The sequence below is a fragment of the Candidatus Paceibacterota bacterium genome (assembly GCA_035438625.1).
Taxonomy (GTDB): Bacteria; Patescibacteriota; Minisyncoccia; order Phycocordibacterales; family DAORIS01; genus DAORIS01.
The window spans coordinates 28,815-52,346 of sequence record DAORIS010000004.1 but is presented as its reverse complement, the minus strand read 5'-3'; the positions used below and the strand labels follow the sequence as shown (position 1 = coordinate 52,346).

Annotated in this window: 25 protein-coding genes; all 25 read left to right on the top strand. The window is 42.7% G+C overall.

Features of this window, described 5'->3' with window-relative positions:
• Positions 1-10: 10 nt before the first annotated feature.
• The 25 genes from PLF31_02275 (at position 11) to PLF31_02155 (ending at position 23,505) form a co-directional block, all read left to right on the top strand.
• Positions 11-787 carry an undecaprenyl-diphosphate phosphatase gene (locus tag PLF31_02275; protein ID HRH26271.1) on the top strand — a complete coding sequence of 259 codons (777 nt, stop codon included), beginning with the start codon at positions 11-13 and terminating at the stop codon, positions 785-787.
• Positions 788-817: 30 nt separating this feature from the next.
• Positions 818-1,228, top strand: a complete 411-nt coding sequence (locus tag PLF31_02270) for a hypothetical protein (protein ID HRH26270.1) — start codon at positions 818-820, stop codon at positions 1,226-1,228.
• Between the two features lie 5 nt (positions 1,229-1,233).
• A complete protein-coding gene (locus PLF31_02265) occupies positions 1,234-1,818 on the top strand; it encodes a disulfide bond formation protein B (GenBank protein HRH26269.1) in 585 nt (194 codons plus the stop codon).
• Between the two features lie 19 nt (positions 1,819-1,837).
• Entirely contained in the window at positions 1,838-2,446 is a 609-nt protein-coding gene (locus tag PLF31_02260) for a VTT domain-containing protein (GenBank protein HRH26268.1), read from the top strand.
• Entirely contained in the window at positions 2,418-2,921 is a 504-nt protein-coding gene (mscL, locus tag PLF31_02255) for a large-conductance mechanosensitive channel protein MscL (protein ID HRH26267.1), read from the top strand. Before PLF31_02260 ends, mscL begins: the two co-directional genes overlap by 29 nt.
• A gap of 6 nt (positions 2,922-2,927) precedes the next feature.
• Positions 2,928-3,830, top strand: coding sequence for a class I SAM-dependent methyltransferase (locus PLF31_02250; GenBank protein HRH26266.1), 903 nt, complete (start codon positions 2,928-2,930; stop codon positions 3,828-3,830).
• 55 nt (positions 3,831-3,885) lie between these two features.
• On the top strand, positions 3,886-4,401 hold the full coding sequence (locus PLF31_02245) for an RNA polymerase sigma factor (protein ID HRH26265.1): 516 nt from the start codon (positions 3,886-3,888) through the stop codon (positions 4,399-4,401).
• Complete coding sequence (locus tag PLF31_02240) at positions 4,391-5,578, top strand: DUF5667 domain-containing protein (protein ID HRH26264.1); 1,188 nt, start codon at positions 4,391-4,393, stop codon at positions 5,576-5,578. Before PLF31_02245 ends, PLF31_02240 begins: the two co-directional genes overlap by 11 nt.
• Positions 5,579-5,591: 13 nt before the next feature.
• Positions 5,592-6,158 carry a phosphatase PAP2 family protein gene (locus tag PLF31_02235; protein ID HRH26263.1) on the top strand — a complete coding sequence of 189 codons (567 nt, stop codon included), beginning with the start codon at positions 5,592-5,594 and terminating at the stop codon, positions 6,156-6,158.
• 95 nt (positions 6,159-6,253) lie between these two features.
• Entirely contained in the window at positions 6,254-7,060 is an 807-nt protein-coding gene (locus PLF31_02230) for an SIMPL domain-containing protein (protein ID HRH26262.1), read from the top strand.
• A gap of 77 nt (positions 7,061-7,137) precedes the next feature.
• The gene (gene secE, locus PLF31_02225; protein ID HRH26261.1) at positions 7,138-7,317 is read left to right on the top strand and encodes a preprotein translocase subunit SecE; all 180 of its coding nucleotides are present in this window, start codon (positions 7,138-7,140) and stop codon (positions 7,315-7,317) included.
• Positions 7,318-7,329: 12 nt separating this feature from the next.
• Positions 7,330-7,875 (top strand): transcription termination/antitermination protein NusG, encoded by a 546-nt coding sequence (nusG, locus tag PLF31_02220; protein ID HRH26260.1) that lies wholly within the window; start codon positions 7,330-7,332, stop codon positions 7,873-7,875.
• A gap of 14 nt (positions 7,876-7,889) precedes the next feature.
• On the top strand, positions 7,890-8,201 hold the full coding sequence (locus PLF31_02215; protein ID HRH26259.1) for a PLD nuclease N-terminal domain-containing protein: 312 nt from the start codon (positions 7,890-7,892) through the stop codon (positions 8,199-8,201).
• A 5-nt stretch (positions 8,202-8,206) separates the two neighbouring features.
• Positions 8,207-8,629 carry a 50S ribosomal protein L11 gene (rplK, locus tag PLF31_02210; protein ID HRH26258.1) on the top strand — a complete coding sequence of 141 codons (423 nt, stop codon included), beginning with the start codon at positions 8,207-8,209 and terminating at the stop codon, positions 8,627-8,629.
• A 115-nt stretch (positions 8,630-8,744) separates the two neighbouring features.
• The gene (locus PLF31_02205; GenBank protein HRH26257.1) at positions 8,745-8,966 is read left to right on the top strand and encodes a hypothetical protein; all 222 of its coding nucleotides are present in this window, start codon (positions 8,745-8,747) and stop codon (positions 8,964-8,966) included.
• An 88-nt stretch (positions 8,967-9,054) separates the two neighbouring features.
• Entirely contained in the window at positions 9,055-10,146 is a 1,092-nt protein-coding gene (locus PLF31_02200; protein HRH26256.1) for a 2'-deoxycytidine 5'-triphosphate deaminase, read from the top strand.
• A 25-nt stretch (positions 10,147-10,171) separates the two neighbouring features.
• Positions 10,172-11,467 carry an FAD-dependent thymidylate synthase gene (locus tag PLF31_02195; GenBank protein HRH26255.1) on the top strand — a complete coding sequence of 432 codons (1,296 nt, stop codon included), beginning with the start codon at positions 10,172-10,174 and terminating at the stop codon, positions 11,465-11,467.
• 47 nt (positions 11,468-11,514) lie between these two features.
• Positions 11,515-12,282, top strand: coding sequence for a hypothetical protein (locus PLF31_02190; GenBank protein ID HRH26254.1), 768 nt, complete (start codon positions 11,515-11,517; stop codon positions 12,280-12,282).
• 89 nt (positions 12,283-12,371) lie between these two features.
• A complete protein-coding gene (gene glyA, locus PLF31_02185; GenBank protein HRH26253.1) occupies positions 12,372-13,568 on the top strand; it encodes a serine hydroxymethyltransferase in 1,197 nt (398 codons plus the stop codon).
• Positions 13,555-14,295 carry a hypothetical protein gene (locus tag PLF31_02180; GenBank protein ID HRH26252.1) on the top strand — a complete coding sequence of 247 codons (741 nt, stop codon included), beginning with the start codon at positions 13,555-13,557 and terminating at the stop codon, positions 14,293-14,295. Before glyA ends, PLF31_02180 begins: the two co-directional genes overlap by 14 nt.
• 59 nt (positions 14,296-14,354) lie before the next feature.
• Complete coding sequence (gene argS / locus PLF31_02175; protein ID HRH26251.1) at positions 14,355-16,049, top strand: arginine--tRNA ligase; 1,695 nt, start codon at positions 14,355-14,357, stop codon at positions 16,047-16,049.
• Between the two features lie 32 nt (positions 16,050-16,081).
• The gene (locus PLF31_02170; GenBank protein ID HRH26250.1) at positions 16,082-19,603 is read left to right on the top strand and encodes a class I tRNA ligase family protein; all 3,522 of its coding nucleotides are present in this window, start codon (positions 16,082-16,084) and stop codon (positions 19,601-19,603) included.
• Positions 19,593-20,171, top strand: coding sequence for a recombination protein O N-terminal domain-containing protein (locus PLF31_02165; protein HRH26249.1), 579 nt, complete (start codon positions 19,593-19,595; stop codon positions 20,169-20,171). Before PLF31_02170 ends, PLF31_02165 begins: the two co-directional genes overlap by 11 nt.
• Before the next feature lie 25 nt (positions 20,172-20,196).
• Entirely contained in the window at positions 20,197-22,134 is a 1,938-nt protein-coding gene (locus tag PLF31_02160; protein ID HRH26248.1) for a hypothetical protein, read from the top strand.
• Between the two features lie 24 nt (positions 22,135-22,158).
• Positions 22,159-23,505 carry a glycine--tRNA ligase gene (locus tag PLF31_02155; protein ID HRH26247.1) on the top strand — a complete coding sequence of 449 codons (1,347 nt, stop codon included), beginning with the start codon at positions 22,159-22,161 and terminating at the stop codon, positions 23,503-23,505.
• The last annotated feature ends 27 nt before the right edge of the window (positions 23,506-23,532 follow it).

Here is a 23,532-nt window from a genome sequence, read left to right as displayed (position 1 = left end):
CTATACAGTCATGACAATTACTCAAGCAATACTTCTTGGAATCGTTGAGGGACTCACAGAGTTTTTGCCCGTATCCTCTACGGGTCACTTGATTGTTTTTTCAAGTTTAATGGACCTAGAGCCAACTGAGTTTTTAAAAACATTCCAAATTTTTATTCAGGTGGGAGCAATATTGGCAGTGCTACCTCTGTTCATTCGAAGAGTAAAGCGTAGTCCGAAGCGGGCTTTTAATATCCTCGCAGCATTTATTCCTACTGCACTTGCGGGGGTGTTGCTGTATCCGATGGTGAAAAGTTTTTTGGAGTACCCGTCACTTGTTGCATGGGCGCTGCTTGTTGGAGGAGTTATTATGCTTGCAATTGAGTTACGACTTAAAAAGCAGGTTGAAACAGAGGAGGACTTTAGGCTTCGAAGATCGATCTCACTTAAAGATTCAATTCTTCTGGGAACATATCAGGCGTTTGCGTTAATTCCAGGCGTATCACGATCTGGCTCAACAATTATTGGTGGACTGATGCATAGAATAGACAGGGCAGCGATTGTTGAGTTCTCATTTGTACTGTCAGTGCCAACTATCATAGCTGCAAGTGCATACGACCTCCTTAAAATGCAGATTTCATTAAATGGAATGGAAATGCTTCTTTTGGCAGTGGGTTTCTTGTCGTCATGGCTCTCTGCCTTCTTCTGTGTCCGTATGTTTATACGCTTTGTGTCCTCACACACATTCATCCCATTTGCTGTGTACAGGATAATTGCCGGTATCGTACTCCTTGTCTTCTTCTTTTAGGTGGGTGGCAATACGTGGTAGTATGTTTTTATGAAAATGAACAGTACAGCGTGGACAATTATTGTCGCAATTATCGTTATTGGTGGAGCAATTGGAGGGATATTCCTATTCGATGCAAAGAATACACAAGGGGAAGAGTTAATACCCTTTGCTGCATGTTTGAAAGATAAGGGTGCAACATTTTATGGTACGTTCTGGTGCCCACATTGCCGAGAGCAAAAGGCAATCTTTGGTAAGGCAGCACCTTCTCTTCCGTATGTAGAATGTTCTACACCAGACGGCACAGCTCAAAATGAAGCATGTAACCTCAAAGAAATTAAAAAATACCCTACGTGGGAATTTGCAGATGGTGAACGGGTAGAGGGAGTATTAACTGTTGAGCAGCTCGCAGAAAAAACAGCGTGTGAGATTCCTGCTCCGGCAACACCAGTAACAGAGTAATATTTATGACACCACTTGTATCATCAATTACTACAGGTATCTCAGTTGGAGTACTTATTGCAAACATACTAACTCTCGTAGCGCTTATTGGAGGGGGGGTGGCATTATTTAATGCTCGCTTTAGGGTCGCATTTTTCGGTAACTCAGTCGTTAGTTTTATTGCAAAGTATTCGGTGTTCACGATGTTTATTGTTTCAATCGTGACATTTTTTGGAAGTAATTTCTATTCGACCATAGCTGGATACGTACCATGTATTTTATGTGTGTGGCAGCGGTTCTTTATGTTCCCACAGTTCTTTATGCTCACACTAGCCTCTATCCGTCGTGACAGTGGGGTTATAAAGTACATTGTTCTCCTTTCGGTAATTGGTGGAGTGATTGCGGTGTGGCACTACTATGGTCAAGTACTTGTTCCGTCAGCGTTGCCGTGTGACGCAATTACAACAGCTGCTGCATGTGCATATATCCCATTCCTCGTGTTTGGTTTCATCACAATTCCATATATGTCACTTTCAGCGTTTATGGCACAGATTGCAATTGGTGTTCTCTATTACGCATATAGAAAGCATATAGTTACTGCAACAGCATAAGTCATTCGAGATATAATTCATGGATATAGAATCTCTTATTCAAGCCGCCGGACATGTCGGTATTATTGCTGCAATATTCGCTGAGTCAGGAATATTAATCGGATTATTGTTACCAGGTGACTCGCTTCTTATTACTGCAGGATTTCTTGCGGCGGGAGGATTATTGGATATTAGAGTGTTGATTATTGGTTGCACACTCGCGGCAATTCTCGGTGATGCGGTTGGGTATGCGACCGGAAAGTATTTTGGTCCAATGGTGTTTGTAAAAGAAGACTCATTTTTCTTCAGAAAAGCGTATATCGAAAAGACAGCGATGTTCTTCAAACGGTACGGACGCTTTACCATAATTGCTGCACGCTTCACTCCAATAGTTCGAACACTTGCACCAATTATGGCTGGTGTTGGAGGTATGCCGTATAGAAAGTTTGCCCTCTACAATATAATTGGTGGACTACTATGGGCGGCTGGGCTACTCTCTGCCTCATTTGCTGCAGGGCTTTACATTCCTGGCCTCCGTGACTATATTGAGTATATCGTCGTGGCTATTATAGTCCTCTCGATCCTCCCGATTGTTCGGGAGGTACTACATAAAAAACAACATGCACCTACCCAAGGAGAAATTAAATAACATACGTACTTCTGTAGTTGGTGATGTCCAACAGTATGGTGGAGTGGTAAAGGGATTCGTCCATGAATTCAAGGAATTCGCTATGCGGGGGAATGTTATGGACCTCGCTATTGGTATTATCATCGGCGGCGCTTTTAACAAGATCGTCTCGTCATTGGTTGCTGATATTGTTACGCCGCTTCTCGGAATTTTAATCGGTGGAATCAAGTTTGATGGATTGAAGTTTACATTGCGAGAAGCAACTGAAGCATCTGTTGCAATTACTGTTAACTATGGCGTGTTTTTGCAGACAACAATTGATTTCATTATTGTTGCGTTTGCAGTATTTCTCTTGGTCAAGGCAATTAACCGATTCAGGAGGAAACAAGAAAAGAAGCAGGCTCAAGAAGATAAGGTAACACCACCACCTCCATCAAAGGAAGAGGTGCTCTTAGGAGAGATCAGGGATATTTTGAAGTCTAATGTTCGAAACTAAATTTACATGTCAGTACACAAAAAAAGAGTAGATCTCACCGCAGGTAGTTATCAAGGTTATGAACTTCTAGACTCCGGAGAGGGGATGAAGCTTGAGCGATACGGTGAATATATGCTTGCTCGACCTGACCCACAAGCGGTTTGGTATAAACGTCTTCCAGAAGAGGTGTGGGTTCGTGCAGATGGATTTTTTGGTACTGGATGGAAGCTTAAAGAAGGTATGCGGGATTCATGGTCAGCACAAATCGGTGGGTTAAATATTACCGTTAGGCCTTCAGCGTTTAAGCACACCGGTGTATTTCCTGAACATGCCGAAACATGGAAATTTGTTCGTTCGGCACTTGCGGGTAAGACTGACGGAGAAAAGAAACCAGAGGTCTTAAACCTATTTGGATACACAGGTGCAGCAACGGTTGCTGCGGCCTCTGTTGGTGCCTCAGTGTGCCATGTAGATGCCTCAAAGCCTGCTATTGAACACGCGAAGGAAAATGCCGCACTTGCGGGTCTTTCAAAGGCACCGATTAGGTGGCTTGTTGACGATGCGATGGCTTTTGTTGGAAAGGAGATTCGACGCGAAAACAAGTACGAAGGAATCATCATGGATCCACCATCATTCGGACGTGGTCCAAAAGGGGAGGTGTGGAAGATTGAAGACCATTTATTGCCCCTTATCGAGTCGTGTATGAAGCTCCTTTCGGACACCCCACTCTTCTTCATTGTGAACGGGTACGCAGCAGGGTATGCACCCGAGGCATATGCCCAGGCAGTTGAGTCAGTCCTAGAAAAATCGTTTCCGAACTTACTTTCTAAAGTTAGTGCATTGGAATACGGTTCTATGAATATTATGGAAAGCCCTAAGGATGGCCGTATTTTACCAGCAGGGATATACACACGGCTTAGTTTTAAATAATAATTGTGTATACTTGTCTAATCGTAAGAGAAGGCACTATCTTGCGTCATAACACATGAGCGTACCGTCACAATACAGTCAGCTAGAACGGGCATATGAGGAACACGCAGATGCGCTCCTCAGATTCTGCCTTCTTAAGGTTAGAAACCGTGAAAAGGCTGTAGATATTGTTCAGGACGCTTTCGTTAAGACTCTCCAGTATATGCAAGCCGGCAATGAGGTCTTAAGTGTGAAATCGTTCCTGTACAAGACGGCGCATAATCTGGTCATTGATGATTATAGGCGTAAGCACTCTGATTCATTGGACGACATGTCAGACCAAGGGTTTGATATCGCGTCAGATGGTCACGAGGGATTACCACTCCTATCAGTAGACTCTGAAAAAGCACTACGGGCAGTGCATGATCTAGATGAGAAATATAAGGACATTGTACTTATGAGGTTCATAGATGACTTGAGTCCAAAAGAAATCTCTGAACTCACAGGTCTTTCAGAAAACGTGGTCTCGGTTAGAATTCATAGAGCGCTTGAAAAGCTTCGAATCGCGCTCAACATTCAAAATGAAAAATGACATTATCCACATCCTTCAGTCTTTAAAGGCTGACATAGACTCCCACATTGTGTTAGGGAAGTCTGAGCGCGTCAAAATTTTTGACGCTATTCGAGTTGCTGCAACTAACCAAAACAGCAACAAATTTGCATACCCTTCTCCAATTTTAACCAAGCGACCAATCAGGTCACATATCTTTTTCATGAACTATGCAAGCATCAGCCTTGCGGCCTTTTTGGTCATGGCAGGTAGTTTGTCATTCGCTGCAGAAAAATCTCTTCCGGGAGATGCACTCTATGTTGTGAAGACTAATTTTAATGAAAACGTACAAGGTCTTTTGACATTCTCATCCCAGTCTCGAGCAAAGCTTGAGGCTAAGTTTGCAGAAAACCGACTCGTTGAAGCGCAGAAGTTGGCCGTAAACAATAACCTCACAGAAGAACAAGAGGTTTCTATTAACGAAAGCTTTAAAAAGCACAGTGAAGAATTCAGTAAGAGTCTTGAAAAAATAAACAGCAAAGAAGATCCTGCAACCGCAGCATCACTTTCAGCTGAATTTCAGTCAACACTTCTTGCGCACAAGAATGTGATCAGTACAATTGGAGACTCTGAGAGCAAGCAGCTTCTACACACTGCACTCCAAGCAGAAATTGCATCAGTTGATGCGCTTCGAAAAGACGCAGAAGGAAAGCTTGCGTCACTTTCATCTAAAGAAATTAAAGCAGCCGCCTCAGCACGAGCTATTGAAGCAGAAGAAGCTATTTTAAGCCTTGAAAAGCTTATCGAGCCACAAGAATCAACAACTACTGTTTCTGTCTCAATGACGATGGTAAGTAGCACAAGCAGCACAGCAGCTAGTGCAACTATTCCTGCGGTGGACACTGGTATCGAAGAATCTGTACTTGATGCACACTTCATGCTCGAAGAAGGGTATCGTCTACTTGATGAAGGAAAATTCATCGAAGCGTACACCTCTTTCCAGGAATCTATTCTAATTATCCAAGAAGCTGAACAGACACTTACAAACGTTGAAGAGCTGCAGCTTTCTGATGAGGATAAGGAATCGGCATTACGCCAGCAGGGAACAAGTAACGCCTCAACATCACTCGGTGCAATTCTCGACCAGGCACGACTCAACATAAAGCTGAACGCAGCATCTAGTTCTGCTACAACAACTGACGTATCTCCTCGTAGGTAGTATATTTCTATATATGGGCCCAATTGAGTTTATGGATTTTGCAGTCTCTAATGCTGTGCATCAAATGCACAGTCCAATTGCTAGTGTGGTTTTTAAGAGCGCATCATATGCATTTGAACCTGCAGCTATAGGTGTTGTATTTGTTGGTATTTTCATAGTTGCACATTGGTACCACAAAGACAGACAACTTGCCCTCTTTGCGGCAATTGTTCTTGCGGCCTGTGGTTTGGCTGGTTTTTTGAAACAAGTATTTTTGAGAACCAGGCCTGAAACAGCAAATCTGGATGCTTTTCACAGTGCCTTTATACCAGCGTTTCCCAGTGCGCACGCTCTGGTTTCATTCGTGATGATCTCTGTTGCTGCGCTTTGGTTACTTCACCTAATCGACGCTACACATCAAACTTCGATTAAATTTAAACGTATTGTAATTATTGTAGTTGCAACGCTACTCATTGTTCTTGTTGGTGTCTCTCGTGTGTATCTTGGTGAGCATTGGCCAAGTGATGTACTTGGAGGTTGGATTTTCGGAATACTGCTTGTTTTATGCACCGCACCAGCAATGCGAAAGTATTCAATCTAATCTGTAAAGTGTTGTAAGAAAGTACTTTCTGTACGTCATATCTATATACAGCACCGGAATCGCCGCGTACGTATTAAAAGGATATAATCATATACATGGATACAACAAATAATAATAGTTTTTTCGCCTCAGGTGCCTTTAAAACAGGCTTTTTGGCACTCTGTATTGCTGTTGGTCTAGCAATACTTATTTCAGCAGTTAGAGGTGATGACAGTCGTGGAATGGGAATCGACCAAGTCCCACACATTACCGTCTCGGGTTTTGGAGAGATAGAAGCAGTTCCTGATGTTGCAGTATTTACATTTGATATCCGAAAGGAAGCAAAGGTACAAGCTGATTCACAGAAAATGGTTACAGATGTTTTGAACCCCCTAATCCAGAAAATCAAAGACGCTGGAATAGAAGAGAAAGACATTAAGACACTTGGATACAATACATATCCTGTGTATGACCAACAGGTATACCGAGCATGTACATCAGCATATTGCCCACCATCAAATCCAGTTATCCGCGGATATGAAACTTCAGTTACTGTTGAAGTGAAGGTTCGTGAAAACGACAACACTAAGGCAGGAGAGATTGTTTCACTTGTTACAACAGGAGGAGCAACAACTGTAGGTGGAATTCAGTTCACCATTGATGATGAGCAAGCAGTTCTTGACCAGGCTCGTGAAGCAGCTATTGCTGACGCACGAGAGAAGGCAGAAGCTCTTGCTGATGACCTAGGTGTTCGACTTGGACGCATTGTTAACTTCACAGAAGATAGTTCACCGTCATATTTCTATGGACGAGGTGGAGCGATGATGGATGTTGCAAATCAGACAAAGGAAGCAACACCAGAACTCCCACAAGGACAGAACAAGTTTGAGTCCCGAGTTACTGTATGGTACGAGATTCGTTAATAACAGTATAAATTGACAAATCGCCCTGGAAGCATTATTATAAAAGTAATGCCCTCCGGGGCGGTTTTTAATAATATATGAGCATATTTGACTATATCCGAGATACGCGAGGCGAAATGAGGCATGTTGTTTGGCCTAACAAAAGGCAAGCACTTGCGTACACTATTGCAATCATAGCGTTCACAGTTGTTGTGGCTATTATTCTTGGTGCATTCGACTACCTATTTGCGGAGCTTGTGAAGAGAATCGTAGAATAATAATTAATTAGCATGTCTAAGCAGCAATTATCCGAAGGAAGAAAGTGGTACGTTATCCATACGTACGCAGGATATGAAAACGCCGTTGCACGAAATCTTCGTCAGCGCGTTGAGTCGTTGAACATGCAGGACAAGATCTTTAATATCTTGGTTCCAACTGAAAAGCAGATCAAGGTAAAAAGCGGAAAACGAATCGAGGAAGAAGAAAAGATTTACCCTGGGTATATCTTGGTAGAAATGATCGTAACTGATGATTCATGGTACGTTGTTCGAAATACACCACGAGTAACAGGGTTTGTAGGTTCAGGTGTGTACCCAGTTTCTATTGATAAGAGTGAAATCGATGCACTCTTCTCACGAATGAATGCCGATACTCCTAAGCACGACATTGACCTCGATACTGACGACCATGTCCTTATCGCCGACGGTCCATTTAAAGATCTAGAAGGAAAGGTTAGTGCAATTGATCAAGAAAGAGGTAAAGTTAAGGTACTTGTAAGCATGTTCGGCCGTGAGACACCTGTAGAACTTGATTTCTTGCAAGTTAAGAAAATATAAGTAATATCACATATATGTACTACGGATATCACACATCACTACCAATGGATTTACTAGGACTACTATTCCTACTTCTATGCATTGGTATTTGGGTTGGCGTTATCATCTTCTGGGTATGGATGCTTGTTGATGCAATTAAGCGACCTTCTGAAGGTTTTGCACGTCTTCCGTGGATACTACTAATCATCCTTTCTGTCCCACTTGGTGCAATCATCTACTATTTTGCAGTGAAGGCACCGGCGGACAAAAAGACTGTTGCATCTGCGAATGCTTCTACGCAGACTGTGACAAAGACAGAAACGACACAAGTAACTGAACAAAAATAATATATATGGCAAAGAAAATTACAAAGAAGCTTAAGCTGCAGATTCCAGGAGGGAAGGCAACACCTGCACCCCCAATTGGACCTGCGCTTGGACAGGCTGGTGTAAACATCGGTGAATTCGTAAAGCAATTCAATGATGGAACACGAGAAATGGCAGGAGACATCGTCCCTGTAGAAATTACAGTGTACGAAGACCGAACATTCTCAATGAAGTTCAAGACTCCACCAGCATCATCTCTTATTCTTAAGGCAATCGGCGTTGAGAAGGGTTCTGGAAAGAACAAGGTATCTCGCGCAGGAACTATCACAAAGGCACAAGTACGTGCAATTGCTGAAAAGAAAATGCCAGACCTAAACGCACAAGACGTAGAGGCTGCAATGAAAATCATTGAAGGTAGTGCCCGCTCAATGGGAGTAGAGGTTAAATAAGATATTTCAAACTCACAAAAAAGACCCTCACGTAGGGTCTTTTTTGTTACCAAAGGGTCTATTGACTTTTAAGCTATATTTGGTATAATATAGTACAGAAAAGGAGATTGATCGTATGTGTGCACAAGAACGTGTTGATCATGCGATTCGTGCAATGGATGATGGATTCGTGAAATTTTTGGACGAAAGTCCAGAATGGAAAAATGCCTGCGAACAGGCAAAGCTCGCATGTGAAAATGCTCCTGATCCTGTGTCAAAATCCAAGGCGGAGAAAAAACTTCGACGGATACTAGCAAGCGCACATCGTGCGTATCAGTCTTGGTTGACTCAGGCATAAGTAGCATAAAAAACAAATTAGAAAACTCTCTACGAGCTTTGGCAAGTGGAGAGTTTTTTCTTTTTCATTTTGGTATACTCGAACTACAATGTCAGTAAAGCAGGGAGCACTACCGATACAGATAATCAGAGAATTGGTCAAAGCAGGCGCAGTCAAAGGTGCTGTTGAACAAAACATTAAACCCTCCTCTTTAGACGTCTCACTCACTGATGAGATTTACGAAGTTAGTGGAATATTCCTCCCCAACAAACGCGAGACAGTTGAGAAAGTATTAGAAAAAGTTTCAAAGAAACGACACTCAATTAATGAGCCACTAAAAGTTGGATCGCATTATGTTGCAAAGTTACAGGAAAAATTAAACTTACCTGAATTGGTGTATGCATTCTGTAACCCAAAATCAACGAGTGGAAGAGTTGATGTGCATGTGCGCTTGATGGCAGATGGTGTGTGTCGCTATGACTCAATCCCACATGGATATAAAGGATCACTCTGGGTGGCAATCACTCCTAAAACCTTTCCGATTAAAGTTGCACCAGGACTTTCATTAAACCAACTACGTTTCTTTACTCACGACACTCGTCTTTCAAACTTAGAAGTTGAAATTGCACTCATGGGGGATAAGTTACTGTGGAGTCCAAAGGGAAAGCCGTACGACAGATCAGACCTGAAGATCTGGGATAACGATGGATCGCTAATCCTCACACTCGACCTTGATAGTGACCCAATCGGATACGAAGGCCGTCCAGGAGAAGGGGTACTCGACATTACACGTATTGGAGAATATGCATCGAGTAAGTTTTTTAAACCAATCAAGAAGCAGGGAGATTCACTTGTCCTAAAACAGGGATCGTTCTATATCCTTTCAACCCACGAGTTTGTACGCGTCCCTCCAAACCTTGCTTGTGAGATGGTGCCTATGGATGAACGCAGTGGTGAGTTTCGATCGCACTACGCTGGTTTTATCGATCCAGGATGGGGTTGGGGAGTAAAAGGAGAGGGCAAGGGACGACCGCTCACACTCGAGGTGCGGCCGTTTGAAGATTTGGTGATTCGTAAAGGACAGCCAATCGGAAAGATCCGTTTTGAACGGTTGACTGATGAGGCCGAAGAAATTTACGACACCATCCAGTCCAATTACTTGCAACAGAGTGGTCCAAAATTGGCTAAATATTTTAAATAACCAGTTACAAATTTAATATTCCATCATGGCACCCCGCATCCACATCTACGACGAATTCGGACCTGAAGATACTGCCATGATGCAAGCCCTTTATTCACGAAGTGCAAAGAGTGTAACTGAGCACGTGGAAAAAGTTCGTGAGACAGGCTCAGGATCTTTCATGGAAAAATTCTATGTCGGGTATGGTCACGCAAGTATTGCTGACTGTGGATCCACTACTATTTTTATTGAAGGTGTTTCGATGCTTGTTGCAAAAGCAGTTCAAGATTGGCCACTATACTCAGGACAAGAAACAAGCTCGAGGTATATCAATATGGCTGCTCAGCCAATCAAGGATCCAGTACAAACTCCAGAATCAAAAGCTATCCTTGAGCGTTGGATGAACTTTTATATTTCTTCGCAGGAAGCAGTAAAGGATCACGTGCGAGATACGTTTCCTAAAAAACCAGATGAAAACGAAGTGGTGTATGAAAAGGCAGTTGTCGCGCGATCGTTTGATATCTTGCGAGGATTTCTACCAGCTGGTGTGACTACGCAGCTTTCATGGCACACAAATTTGCGCCAAGCACACGATAAACTGTCCTCGCTTGTATATCACCCACTTAAAGAGGTGCGTGATGTTGCAGAAGAAATATTGAAGCAGTTGAGGGCTAAATATGGTCATAGCTTTGCGCATAAGGTATATGAAGAGCAGGAAGAATACCGAAAAACAGTTGCAGAAACTCTCACGTACTACACTGGAAAACGAGTTCCAAGTGGTTTTGCTGCAATGACGACAATTAGAAACGCTGACCTTAAGCCATTTAAAAAAATATTAAAAAATCGTCCTGCGAAAGCTGTACTCCCTCACATACTAACTGAACTTGGCGAACTTTCTTTTGAGTGTCTAATCGACTTTGGATCGTTCAGAGATCTCCAACGTCACAGAAATGGTGTCTGTCGCATGCCACGACTTGGTACAAGTTTCGGATTTGAAAAATGGTATCTAGAGGCGCTTCCTGTGGATGTACGTGAGGAAGCTGAAGCTCTAATTAAATTACAGCGACAGTCAATAAACGCACTTCCTGCAAATGCTGATGAAAAACAATATTATTGCGCGATGGGATTTCTAGTTTCAGCAAAGATGACATACGGTCTTCCTGCTGCGACATACGTCATGGAACTACGCTCTGGAAAAACGGTGCATGCAACACTTCGGGCGGTTGCACATAAAATGTATCGATTTATGAGTAGAAGATTTCCAGAGGTGACACTACATCCTGATTTAAGTTTAGATGATTGGGATGTGCGTAGGGGGCTTCACGACATTAAGGAAAGGTAGTAGCGTTAAGGGGTAAGCACCTTGTCGTCTCAAACCATGGAGGAGTCATGTCAAGGTATGTACTCTGGCCTAGGAAGATCGTTTCTGCTTGTGCGCGCTTTGTCAGAGGTTTGCCGCCGGTACTTGTGCAGCAACTGAATGTACCCGATGACATCATCAGGTACACTGACGGATTGGCGCTCGTAACTGAAGGAGGTGACTGTGCTGATGCGTACTGTGAATTGTCGCCGGAACAGTTACTGAAGTTTTCTCAGATGTTTGAAGTTCTTGTTGAGCACCACGAGAATCGAGTGGTGTGTACGGTCACTGATCGTATTACACGCGATTCTCGTTCGTTCTTGTACGATGAACAAGCAGCAGTTCCTGAGGTGTCGGTTGGGTCAAGTGCGCATCCACATGCTGCTGCATGTCTTATGGTTCCGCACGAAAAGACAAACGGGTACGATTGGTTGAACGATATGTTCACAGATGCACGTGTTTTGTTCGCACGTCTTCTGCCGACGTTTGGACACTCAATACCTCAAGAGGTGTTGCAAAACATCTGGGTGGTTAATTGGAACTTTGTTCCTAATGGCAGTCCAGAAATTGCTGCCTACGTTCTCTACGACGGTCAATTCATATCGAAGGGAAACATTGGATTGATTAACACTGTCAAGATTGGAGGCAAGGATCTTACGGTCACCGAGAAGGACCGAATACGGTTTAATTGCGTTGTCCCGGCAGGTGTGAGTATCACCGTAATCGATGGGGACGAACTGGAATTCGCTAGCGTTGAAAAACAGAAGGAGAAGGAAGTATTGGTGGGAGCTACATAAACTAGATTACTACCGCACTGTCTTACGAAGATGGTGCGGTTTTTTGTACAAGGAACACAGGTTTCAGACATGCTAGAATTGCGGCTGCAATGAAAGACACACAAGTAGCAAAACTGATTAAGGATGAAGTTAAAAGGCAGCAATCGGTCATAAATTTGATTGCTTCAGAGAATGATGTTTCAGAAGATGTGCTTGAAGCGCTTGGTTCAGAGTTTGTAAATAAGTATGCAGAAGGGTATTCAGGACGAAGGTATTACGGAGGGCAGACAAATACGGATAAACTAGAAGATCTCTGTAGCGAGCGAGCACTGTTGCTATTTGGACTTTCTCCAAAAAAATGGGGAGTAAATGTTCAGCCACTTTCAGGTTCACCCGCAAACTTAGCAGTGTATTCTGCACTCGTTCCAATTGGTGGAAAGATCATGGGAATGGAACTTGCGCACGGTGGACATCTAACCCATGGACACTCTGTATCAATGACAGGGAAGTTTTGGAAACAAGTTCCGTATGGAGTTAATAAAGATACTGAAGTATTAGATTACGAAGAATTAAAAAGAATTGCTGTAGCTGAAAAACCGGTACTTATTGTTGCTGGGTACACATGTTATCCACGAGTAATAGATTTTAAAAAATTTAGAGACATTGCTGATGCGGCAGGATCAATACTTATGGTTGATATGTCGCACGTTGCAGGATTAGTTGCTGGTGGAGCATATCCATCACCGTTTAAATATGCTGATGTAGTTACAACCACAACTCATAAAACACTTCGTGGACCTCGAAGTGGAATCATCTTCTCTCGAATTGATGAGCGTGAGTTGTCTAAAAAAATTGATCGTGCGGTATTTCCAGGTCTCCAGGGTGGTCCACACATGAACCAGATTGCGGGAGTTGCCGTAGCTCTTAGAGAAGCTGCAAATCCAAAGTTTAAGAAGTATGCAGCGCAGGTGGTTAAAAACGCGCGTGTGCTTGCAGAAGAACTCGCAAAATGCGGATGGCGTATCATTTCTCGAGGAACAGACAGTCATTTGGTTTTGGTGGACACGTGGATTTCAGGACAAGGAATAGGTGGCTCAGATGCGAGCGCTGCACTTGAGAAAGCTGGAATTATTGTAAACAAGAACACTATTCCATTTGATGAACGAAAGCCAAGCGACCCATCAGGTATTCGACTTGGAACAGCAGCTGTCACAACTGCAGGAATGAAAGAGAAAGACATGGTCAAACTTGCCCAAAAGATCGACTCAATTTTGAAGAAAAATATTGCCTCACATGCCGGTAAATAAGAAACAAACAAAAGCGATCAAAAGAAAAGGAACTTTTATTGTTCTTGATGGAACCGATGGAACAGGAAAGGCGACACAATGTACGTTACTTGATGCAGCGTTAAAAAAGTCAGGATATAAGATTAAGAAAATAGACTTTCCAAGATATTACGATAATTTTTTTGGAAAACTAATTGGTGAATGTTTGGCAGGAAAATATGGAGATTTCATCGCAGTTGATCCGCACATAGCTTCAGTTCTCTATGCTGCTGATCGATGGGAAACAAAAGCTCAGATCGAAAAATGGCTAGAAGATGGATATGTTGTCATTTCTGATAGGTATGTGAGTGCAAATCAGATTCATCAAGGTGGAAAAATCCTTGATGAAAAAAAGCGAACAGAATTTCTCTCCTGGCTCGACATGATGGAACACGGTGTTTTTAAAATTCCTCGACCTGACGCCATTGTGTATCTCAATCTTTCAGTTACACTCGGACAAAAGTTACTTGCCGAAAAACACGCTGCAGAGGCACTTAAGAGTAAAAAGAAGTATCTTGGAACAAGTAAGGATCAGGCAGAGACTAACGTTGATCACCTAGAAAAATCACGGCAAAGCGCACTCTCGATCGTAAAGAAAAATAACGCGTGGCATAAGATTGAATGTGAGAATAATGGTGAGATTCTTTCTCGAGAAGCAATACACGCGGAGGTACTCAAGGTTGTTTCAAAGATACTGAAGAAAAAGTAAATAGGTCGTACACTATATACAGTCATGACTTCAATAGATAAATGCGGTAAGCTCACACAATGGTAGGAAAGATAGAATCACTCATACAAGAATATCTCGCTGGAAAGGGCCTGGAAGGCTTAAATTTTGCCGTGGAGCACGGTTCTTCTGCTGAGCGCGGTCACATAACAGCAAACGCTGCTATGGTTGCCTCAAAGCCGCTTGGCCAAAAACCCTTCGTAATTGCCGAAGAAATTGCTGTCTATATCCGTTCAAAATCCCTCATGGAAATTGAGAAAGTAGAGGCTGCCGGCCCTGGATTTTTAAACATCTATCTTTCTCGTGGATACTTTGCTTCAACGGTAAAAGAGATACTCAATACTCCAAAAGAGTACGGAAGTAACACAGAACAGAAGGGAAAAACGATGCTCTACGAGTACACTGATCCTAATCCATTTAAGGAGTTTCATATCGGGCATTTGATGTCTAATACTGTTGGTGAAGCACTATCTCGCATTGCACAAAGACAAGGTGCGGAGGTGAAACGTGCGTGTTACCAAGGTGATGTTGGTCCGCACATTGCAAAGACAATTTGGGCGATGATGAGGAATGAAAAGCAGGAAGGCGAAACAGACATTGAATATCTTGGTCGTGCGTACTCAATTGGGTCACAACAATATGAAGCACAAGAATCTATTAAAAAAGAAATAGATGACTTGAATGTTTCTATTTACGCAAAAAATAATCCTGATGTTGTTAGTCTCTATGACTGGGGAAGAAAAGTAAGTCTCGAACATTTTGAAGAAATATATACAAAGCTTGGTACAAAGTTCGATGCATATTTCTTTGAAAGTGAAATGGCAGAGCGTGCCGTAAAGCTTGTTCAAGAATGGAAGGAAAAGGGGGTATTTGAGGACAGTGATGGTGCTGTTGTATACAAAGGTGAGAAGAAAGGACTTCACACTCGAGTATTTTTAAATTCACGAGGACTTCCAACGTACGAAGCAAAAGACCTTGTCCTAAACCTCGTCGATAAGCCAAAGAAGGTTCCATCGGATACATCTGTCATCATTACCGCAAACGAACAAGACGACTATTTCAAGGTGATGCTTGCTGCAATGGAAGACATCGATATGGAAGCTCGATCAAAGATCACCCATATCTCTCACGGCATGATGCGCTTTAAGGGAGGAAAAATGAGTTCAAGAAAGGGAAATGTTGTATCAGGCGATGGTCTCATTGAATCAGTAGCAGAGCGTGTACTTGAGAAAATGGCTGATAGAGAGATGGGTGAAGATGCAAAAAAAGATCTTGCAGAAAAAATTGCGATCGGATCAATCAAGTACTCAATTCTAAGACAAGCTGTTGGTGGAGACATTATCTTTGATCCTGAAAACGCTATTTCAATTGAGGGTGATTCTGGCCCATATCTACAATATGCATACGTGCGCGCCCAATCGATCTTGCGAAAGGCAGCAAATGAATCAATGAAGCCTAAAGCAATTCTTCCACCTGACAGTCCTGAGTCTCCTGAGATGCTTCTTCCAGAACTTCCGCACGTATTAAAGCGTGCCCACGAAACAGGCTCACCTAACTTGCTTGTTGCCTATGCACTGAAGCTTGCAGGAACATTTAATGGGTATTACGCCGAGACAAAGATCATTGATCACGATAGTCCATATACGCCATACAGACTTGCCATTACGTATGCTGTGGCGACGGTTCTTAGAGAGGTTCTCACCGTCTTGGCCATTCCTGTTGTTGAGGAGATGTAAGAATGGGAGAGAAAAAGTTATAATACCTATACATGAGCGATACAAAACCAGTTAAAAGCGCTGTTGCGCAGGCCGAGGAACGCGTACTCGATTTTTGGCGCACCGGTGAGTTTTTCAAAAAGACCTTAGAGAAAGACGCACCAAACGGTGAGTATGTCTTTTATGATGGTCCACCATTTGCAACCGGTACTCCTCACTTTGGACACATTCTTGCGAGCACAATTAAAGACATGGTACCTCGATACAAAACGATGCGAGGGTATCGTGTTGAGCGTAAATGGGGATGGGATTGTCACGGACTACCTATTGAAAATATCGTTGAAAAAGACCTGAAAATTGCTGGCCGAAAAGAAATTGAAAAATACGGCATTGCAAAATTTAATGAACATGCGCGAAGCAAGGTGCTCGGCTATGTTCATGATTGGAAAGAGACTGTCGAGCGTATTGGTCGTTGGGTAGATTTTGATGGTTCGTATAAGACAATGGACAACTCATATATTGAGTCAGTCTGGTGGGCGCTTAAGGAACTCAATGAGAAACAAAATGTATATGAGGGTACACGTGTACTTCCATACTGTCCACGATGTGAGACACCGATCGCAAACTCTGAGATTGCGATGGATAACAGCTACAGAGATATCAGGGATATTTCTGTGTATGTATTGTTTGAACTCACCGATCGACCTGGAGTACATGTACTCGCGTGGACAACAACACCATGGACTCTTCCGGGAAATTTTGCGCTTGCAATAAACCCTGAACTTTCATACGTAGAGGCAGTGGTTTCTAAAGAAGGAAAAACACATACAATCATCCTTGCAAAAGATAGAGTGGAAGAAGTATTAGTAAAACGTGGATATGAAATTTCTATACAAAAAGAATTTCCTGGAACAGAACTGCTTGGCCTTTCATACAAGCCACTCTTTAATTATTTCGTAGGACATCCTGCCCTTGAAGATACTAAATACAAAGCATGGAAGATATATCCAGCAACATTTGTTGAGGCTGGAAGCGGAACGGGTGTTGTGCACATTTCACCAGGGTACGGTGAAGACGACATGGACTTGGCAAAGAAGGAAGGTATTCCATGGAGACACCATGTGACAAGTGAAGGAAAGTTTTCTGATGAGATAGAGGATTTGATGGGTCGCCACGTAAAGCCGAAGCCTGAAAAGCCAGGAGATCATCAGGTAATGGATATTGAAATCATAAAAAAATTAGCAGGAGCTGGAACTCTGTTTGCTAAAGAAGTAATTGCACACTCATATCCACACTGTTACCGATGTGACACACCTCTGTTCTATTTCGCAATCCCAGCGTGGTTTATCAACATCCAAAAATCAAAATCACGAATCCTCGAACTCAATGAGAATATCCACTGGGTACCAGATCATTTGAAACTTGGACGATTCGGAAAGAGTGCTGAAGGAGCACCAGACTGGAACATTTCACGTAACAGATTCTGGGCATCACCGCTTCCAATATGGAAATCAGAAAAAACTGGAAAATTTGAGGTAATCGGGACACTTGCGGAGCTTAAGGCAAAGGTAGACAAGAAAAATCGTTTCTTCGTCATGCGTCATGGTCAGGCTGAGAATAATGCTAAAGGCATTCTTAGTGCTGATCTGCATGCACCATATCCGTTAACTGAACTTGGAAAAGAGCAGGTGGTTTCAGCTGTACCGGAATTAAAAAAGTTGGGAATTAAACATATTTATTCTTCTGACATTTTACGCACCAAAGAAACTGCGTTACAGGTAGCGAAAGCACTGGGGCTTTCTGAGGAATCAGTGGTATTTGATCCGAGATTGAGAGAGGTCTCTTTTGGAGAACTTGAAGGGAAGGATGTGCATTTGTATCACAAGCTCCACGAGACATATACAGCAGCGTTTGCTGAGAAAATGCCAGGAGGGGAAAGTCTCACTGATGTTCGTCAGCGTATAGGTGAATTTTTATACGAGACATACGCAAAACATGAAAACGATACCGTCTTGGTTGTTGGCCATGAATCACCACTATGGATCATGGAAAGTGTTGCGGGGGGACTCGATGTTCCAGCTGCTGCAGCCCTTCGCGCATCAAAACAAGGAGACTACATGAAAAATGCAGAGTGTCGCGAACTTAATTTCATACCAATTCCTCACAATGAATGTTACGAACTCGACCTTCACCGACCGTATATAGATGAAATTGTATTTTCGGATGGAAATGGAGGAGTCATGCGTCGTATACCAGAAGTGATCGACTGTTGGTTTGAATCGGGCTCAATGCCCTTTGCGTCACAGCATTTTCCAATGGAAAACAAAGATGTGTTTGCACAACGTTTTCCTGCACAGTTTGTTGCTGAGTATTTGGCACAAACACGAACCTGGTTTTATTACATGCATGTGCTTGGAACAATGTTGTTCGATAAGGCACCGTTTGAACACGTTGTAACGACAGGAAATGTACTTGCTGAAGACGGACAGAAAATGTCTAAGTCCAAGAATAATTTCCCTGACCCTGCACTTACATTTGATAAATATGGTGTGGACGCACTCCGCTACTATCTCCTCTCATCACCATTGATGCGTTCAGAAGACATGAACTTCGCTGAAAAGGATCTAGATACGATCTACAAGAAGATTGTCTTGCGACTCGAAAACGTTCTTTCGTTCTATTCAATGTACGCAAAAGATAAGGTGAAGGATGGAGAGCTCAATACGAGAAACTTGGGCGTCTTGGATATGTGGATAATAGAGCGACTTAATGAAACTCTTGAGACATTTACAACACATATGGAGATGTATGCACTTGATGATGCACTCCGACCACTTGAAGGATTTGTAGATGATCTATCAACGTGGTTCGTACGCCGCTCACGAGACAGACTTAAGAATGAAGACGAAGATGCAGTTGTTGCAGCTTCGGTATTACGTCATGTACTACATGTGTTTAGCCGAACAATTGCTCCATCAATGCCATTTATTGCAGAGAGAATATTTGCTGTTGTGAAAACGGAGTCCGATCCAGAAAGCGTGCATCTTGCGAGCTGGCCTGAAATACAAGAACTTACTAATACAGAAAAAGAAGCACGAACAGTACGAATGGAAATAATGACTTCTGTTCGAACTATTGTCTCAGCAGTACTTGATGAACGCATGAAGGCAAACATAAAAGTACGCCAACCACTTACAAAAATCTCTTGTTCAAACCACGTGTTTTCACACGTGAACCCAGATGTGCAAGAAGAATATAAACACCTCATTAGTGAAGAGACTAACGTAAAAGAAGTTGTCTTTACAGAAGGTGAGTCTGACACTGTCTCACTTGATACGACCCTTACACCAGAGCTTATTGTTGAAGGATCATATAGAGACTTGGTCCGTCTGATACAAGACAAGCGTAAAGAAGCAGGGCTACAACCTGGAGACAAAATTACAGTTTCATTGCCAGATACAGAAGCAATGGAGCAAATACTTGGTACGTGGAAAGATGAACTCGCAAATACTGTCTCCGCTTCCAAAATAGAACTATCCAAAGAACATACGGAAGCAACAATTCATGTCGTATGAGATTTACTCCGTTGATGGAATTATTTTAGGTGCTCACGATAGGAGTGCTGATGATAAGGTGCTCATAGTTCTAACCGAACGCTTTGGAAAAATTGCAGTTGTAGGAAAGAGCCTTCGAAAGCTTTCATCGAAACTACGCATGGGAGCCGCAGAACATACCTTAGCGAGGATGTCGTTGATTCGAGGAAGGAATGTATGGAGGTTAACAGATATTGTGACCCTCCAAACTCCTGATCCAAAACGACGTAAAGAGTATGCGCGATTGTCTTGGATTGCTTCGGCTATAACAATTTATGATGAGCCTGTGTCTGGAATATATATTCCCCTTTCGGAATTTTTTAAATTGACTGTTGGTAAGGCAGACCACGGTCCTGAGACTCGTACTGCACTTGAATCGTGGACTTCAGCGAGGATGCTTTATGCTGCGGGTTTCTTACCAAAGATGTCAGAGACGATTGAACGCTTGATGCGGTTACCACTTGAGGAAATTGATGTACAGACCATTCTTGGGGCTGAGTTTGCAGTTACTGCTGCAGTAAAGGTGGCAACTGGGCATATTGGAAGGTAACAGAGTGCTATAATTTCTCGAGTATATGCAAAGTGAGTTAGATCAGAGCAAGATTGAGGCACTTAAGAAGCGATTGTATTCTCCAAACGCGGATTTTTCTACTGATGATAACGAACGTCGTAGTTTAAAATCTCAAGAACAAATACACACAGTAGTTCCAGAGTGGGAACACGCTACACTTGAAGAGAGACACGAAGAGGGTCCAAAGTCATCAAAAAGCGGGAAGTGGTACAAAATATTTTTCTTTTCGTCACTTGCTTTTTGTTTAGGCGCTGCAGCGCTCGCTGCAGTCTACTTGTTTTCAGATAAGTTATTTATTTCTTCAAAAAATGTAGACATTGTCCTTACCTCAGCAGTCTCGGTTGCAGGAGGAGAAGCTGTGCCATTTTCAGTGTCGTTTATTAACAAAAACAGAGTAGACCTCGAAGATGTTGAAATTACACTTCAATATCCTGATGGATCAATGGATCCAGAAAATCCAACGCAGGAAAAGTTACGTGATGTCCGATCTATTGGAACAATCTCACGTGGCGCCTCAGGACAAGTTGCAGGATCGGTAATTTTGCTTGGTGAGGAAGGAGAGCGCAAGCAGATTGTTGTCACTGCAGCATATTCAGTCGGTGAATCAGGTACCAGGTATGAAAAGAAAAAGGAATATGAAATCACTGTGAGTCAATCCCCGATCAGTCTTTTAATTGAGTATCAAAAGGCAATTAGCTCAGGACAAGAAACAACGTTTGATATTGAGGTAAGGTCAAACATGCGATCGGACTTGAAAGACATTGTTCTAAAGGCAGAGTACCCATTTGGATTTGCATTTTCAAAGTCAGAGCCAGCTGCTCTTGAGAATGGATTAATTTGGAATTTCCCCTTACTTAAAGCTGGAGAAATAAAGAAAATTAAGATAACTGGTATTGTGCAAGCACAAGACAATGAAGATAAAGTCTTTAAATTCTCAGCTGGCACAAAAGATCCAGAAGATGATCGTGCACTCCTTACAACCCTCACTACAAAACTTGCAGAAGTGAACATATTACGCCCATCAGTAACTATCGTAACTGATACACAATCCACACTTTCAAATGGTCAGAAAACTGAGATTTCAACCCTCGGCTCAGCAATCAGTAATAACATCTCATTTAGCAACAACCTCTCAAGAGACATTCTTGATCCACGAATTGAGGTTAAGATAAAAGGAAATCTCCACGACCGATCAAGTATTAAGCCTGCTGCTGGCTTTTACCAATCTTCAAATGACACGGTGTACTGGGATCGTTCAACAGAGCAAGACCTCGCTGTACTTTCACCGGGCGAACAAGGATCAGTATCGTTCTCGTTTGACACACTCACGCTCCAAGAGATCGGAAGGAACATTAGAAATCCAGGACTGGAATATGAAATTACCATCAAGGGAAAAGTTGTCTCAGAACAAGGTTCATCAGACAACATTGAAATCAAGAGTGTAAAACAAATCCGTTTCGCAACTGCACTTGGCGGACTCTCGCAAGCGTTATACAAAACTGGTCCATTTACAAACACAGGTCCCATCCCTCCAAAGGCAGAACAAAAGACTCGTTACACAATCGAGTGGCAGTTAAACAATACCGTTAACCATGTTTCAAATGTTGAGGTGACGGCAACACTGCCAATTTACGTACAGTTTGTCCCAAACCAAGCATCAAGCACGAATGTTACATATAACGAATTAACACGCACAATCTCATGGAAGGCAGGAGAAGTTTCTGCGTATACTGGATTTGAAAGTGACTATAAACGAGCATATTTCCAGGTTGAAATGTTGCCAAGCGCAAGCCAAGTTGGACAGATTCCAGTTCTTGTAAACGCCGCAACGGTAGTTGGAGTGGATCGGTTTGTTGAGCAGGAAGTACGCATCGGTCTTGTGTCTGTCACGACGCAGGCAGCTGATATCCAAGCCAACCAAGCTGCTATCCTTGCGCCGTAACGTAGCTAAATGTATGCTGCTTCAATGGACGAAATAATTTCCCTTTCAAAACGACGAGGTTTCATTTACCAGGGCTCCGAAATCTATGGAGGTCTTGCTGGTACATGGGATTATGGTCATTACGGATTAGCGCTTAAGCAAAACATCAAAAATATGTGGTGGAAGCGCTTTGTCATCGACCGTGAAGATGTCTTTGGGGTAGATGCTGCAATTCTGATGAACCAAAAAGTTTGGCAAGCAAGCGGACACGTCGCTGGATTTAACGACCCACTCGTTGAAGATGTGAAGACAAAGCGAAGGTTCCGCGCTGATCACCTTCTTGAGGAAGCAGGAAAGGAAACAAAGGGACTAAATGCCTCTGACATGGACGCGCTCATTAAGGAGCTTGGAATTAAAAGCCCTGATGGTAATGCACTTGGTGACGTCAAACAGTTCAACATGATGTTTAAGACGAACTTCGGTGCATCAGAAGACGAAAATTCAATCTCATACCTCAGACCTGAAACCGCACAAGGTATTTTTGTGAACTACAAAAATGTGATGGACTCACACCATCCAGCACTTCCATTCGGTATTGCTCAGATTGGTAAGGCATTCAGAAACGAAATTGCACCACGTGATTTCATTTTCAGAGTACGTGAATTAGAGCAAATGGAAATTGAGTACTTTGTTCGTCCAGAAGAATGGGAAACACACTTCACTCATTTTGTGGAACAAATCAGAGAATGGACAAAAGACATGGGACTTGATGCTGCCAAGATTAAAGAGTATGAAGTTCCAGGAGAAGACCGCGCTCACTACTCAAAGCGAACAGTAGATTTTGAATATAAGTTTCCGTTTGGAATAAAAGAATTGTATGGTCTTGCATACCGAACAGATTTTGATCTTGCTGCACACTCAAAGCACTCTGGAGTAGATCTCACATATTTTGACCAGGATTCCAAGTCGCGTTTTATTCCACACGTAATTGAGCCATCATTTGGCGTTGATCGTACTGTACTTGCTGTCCTTACAGAAGCATATAAGGAAGATGAAGTAGGTGGTGAAAAGCGTGTGTACCTACAATTTCCCTATGCAGTTGCTCCAGTTAAATACGCAGTATTCCCACTGTTGAAAAATAAGCCTCAGTTAGTTGAAAAAGCGCGAGAGGTGTACATGAGCCTCAAGAAACTCGTTGGACATGTCGAATTTGATGACAATGGAAACATCGGTAAGCGATATCGTCGCCAAGATGAAATTGGAACACCTTATTGTGTCACTGTTGATTTCGATACGCTAGAAGACGGAACTGTGACTTTAAGAGACAGGGATAGTGGAAAACAAGAGCGAATTTCAATCGAAAAACTCCTTTCAGAAGCCAAGGCGCTGTAGTAGATACACGACTAAGGCATGATGGTA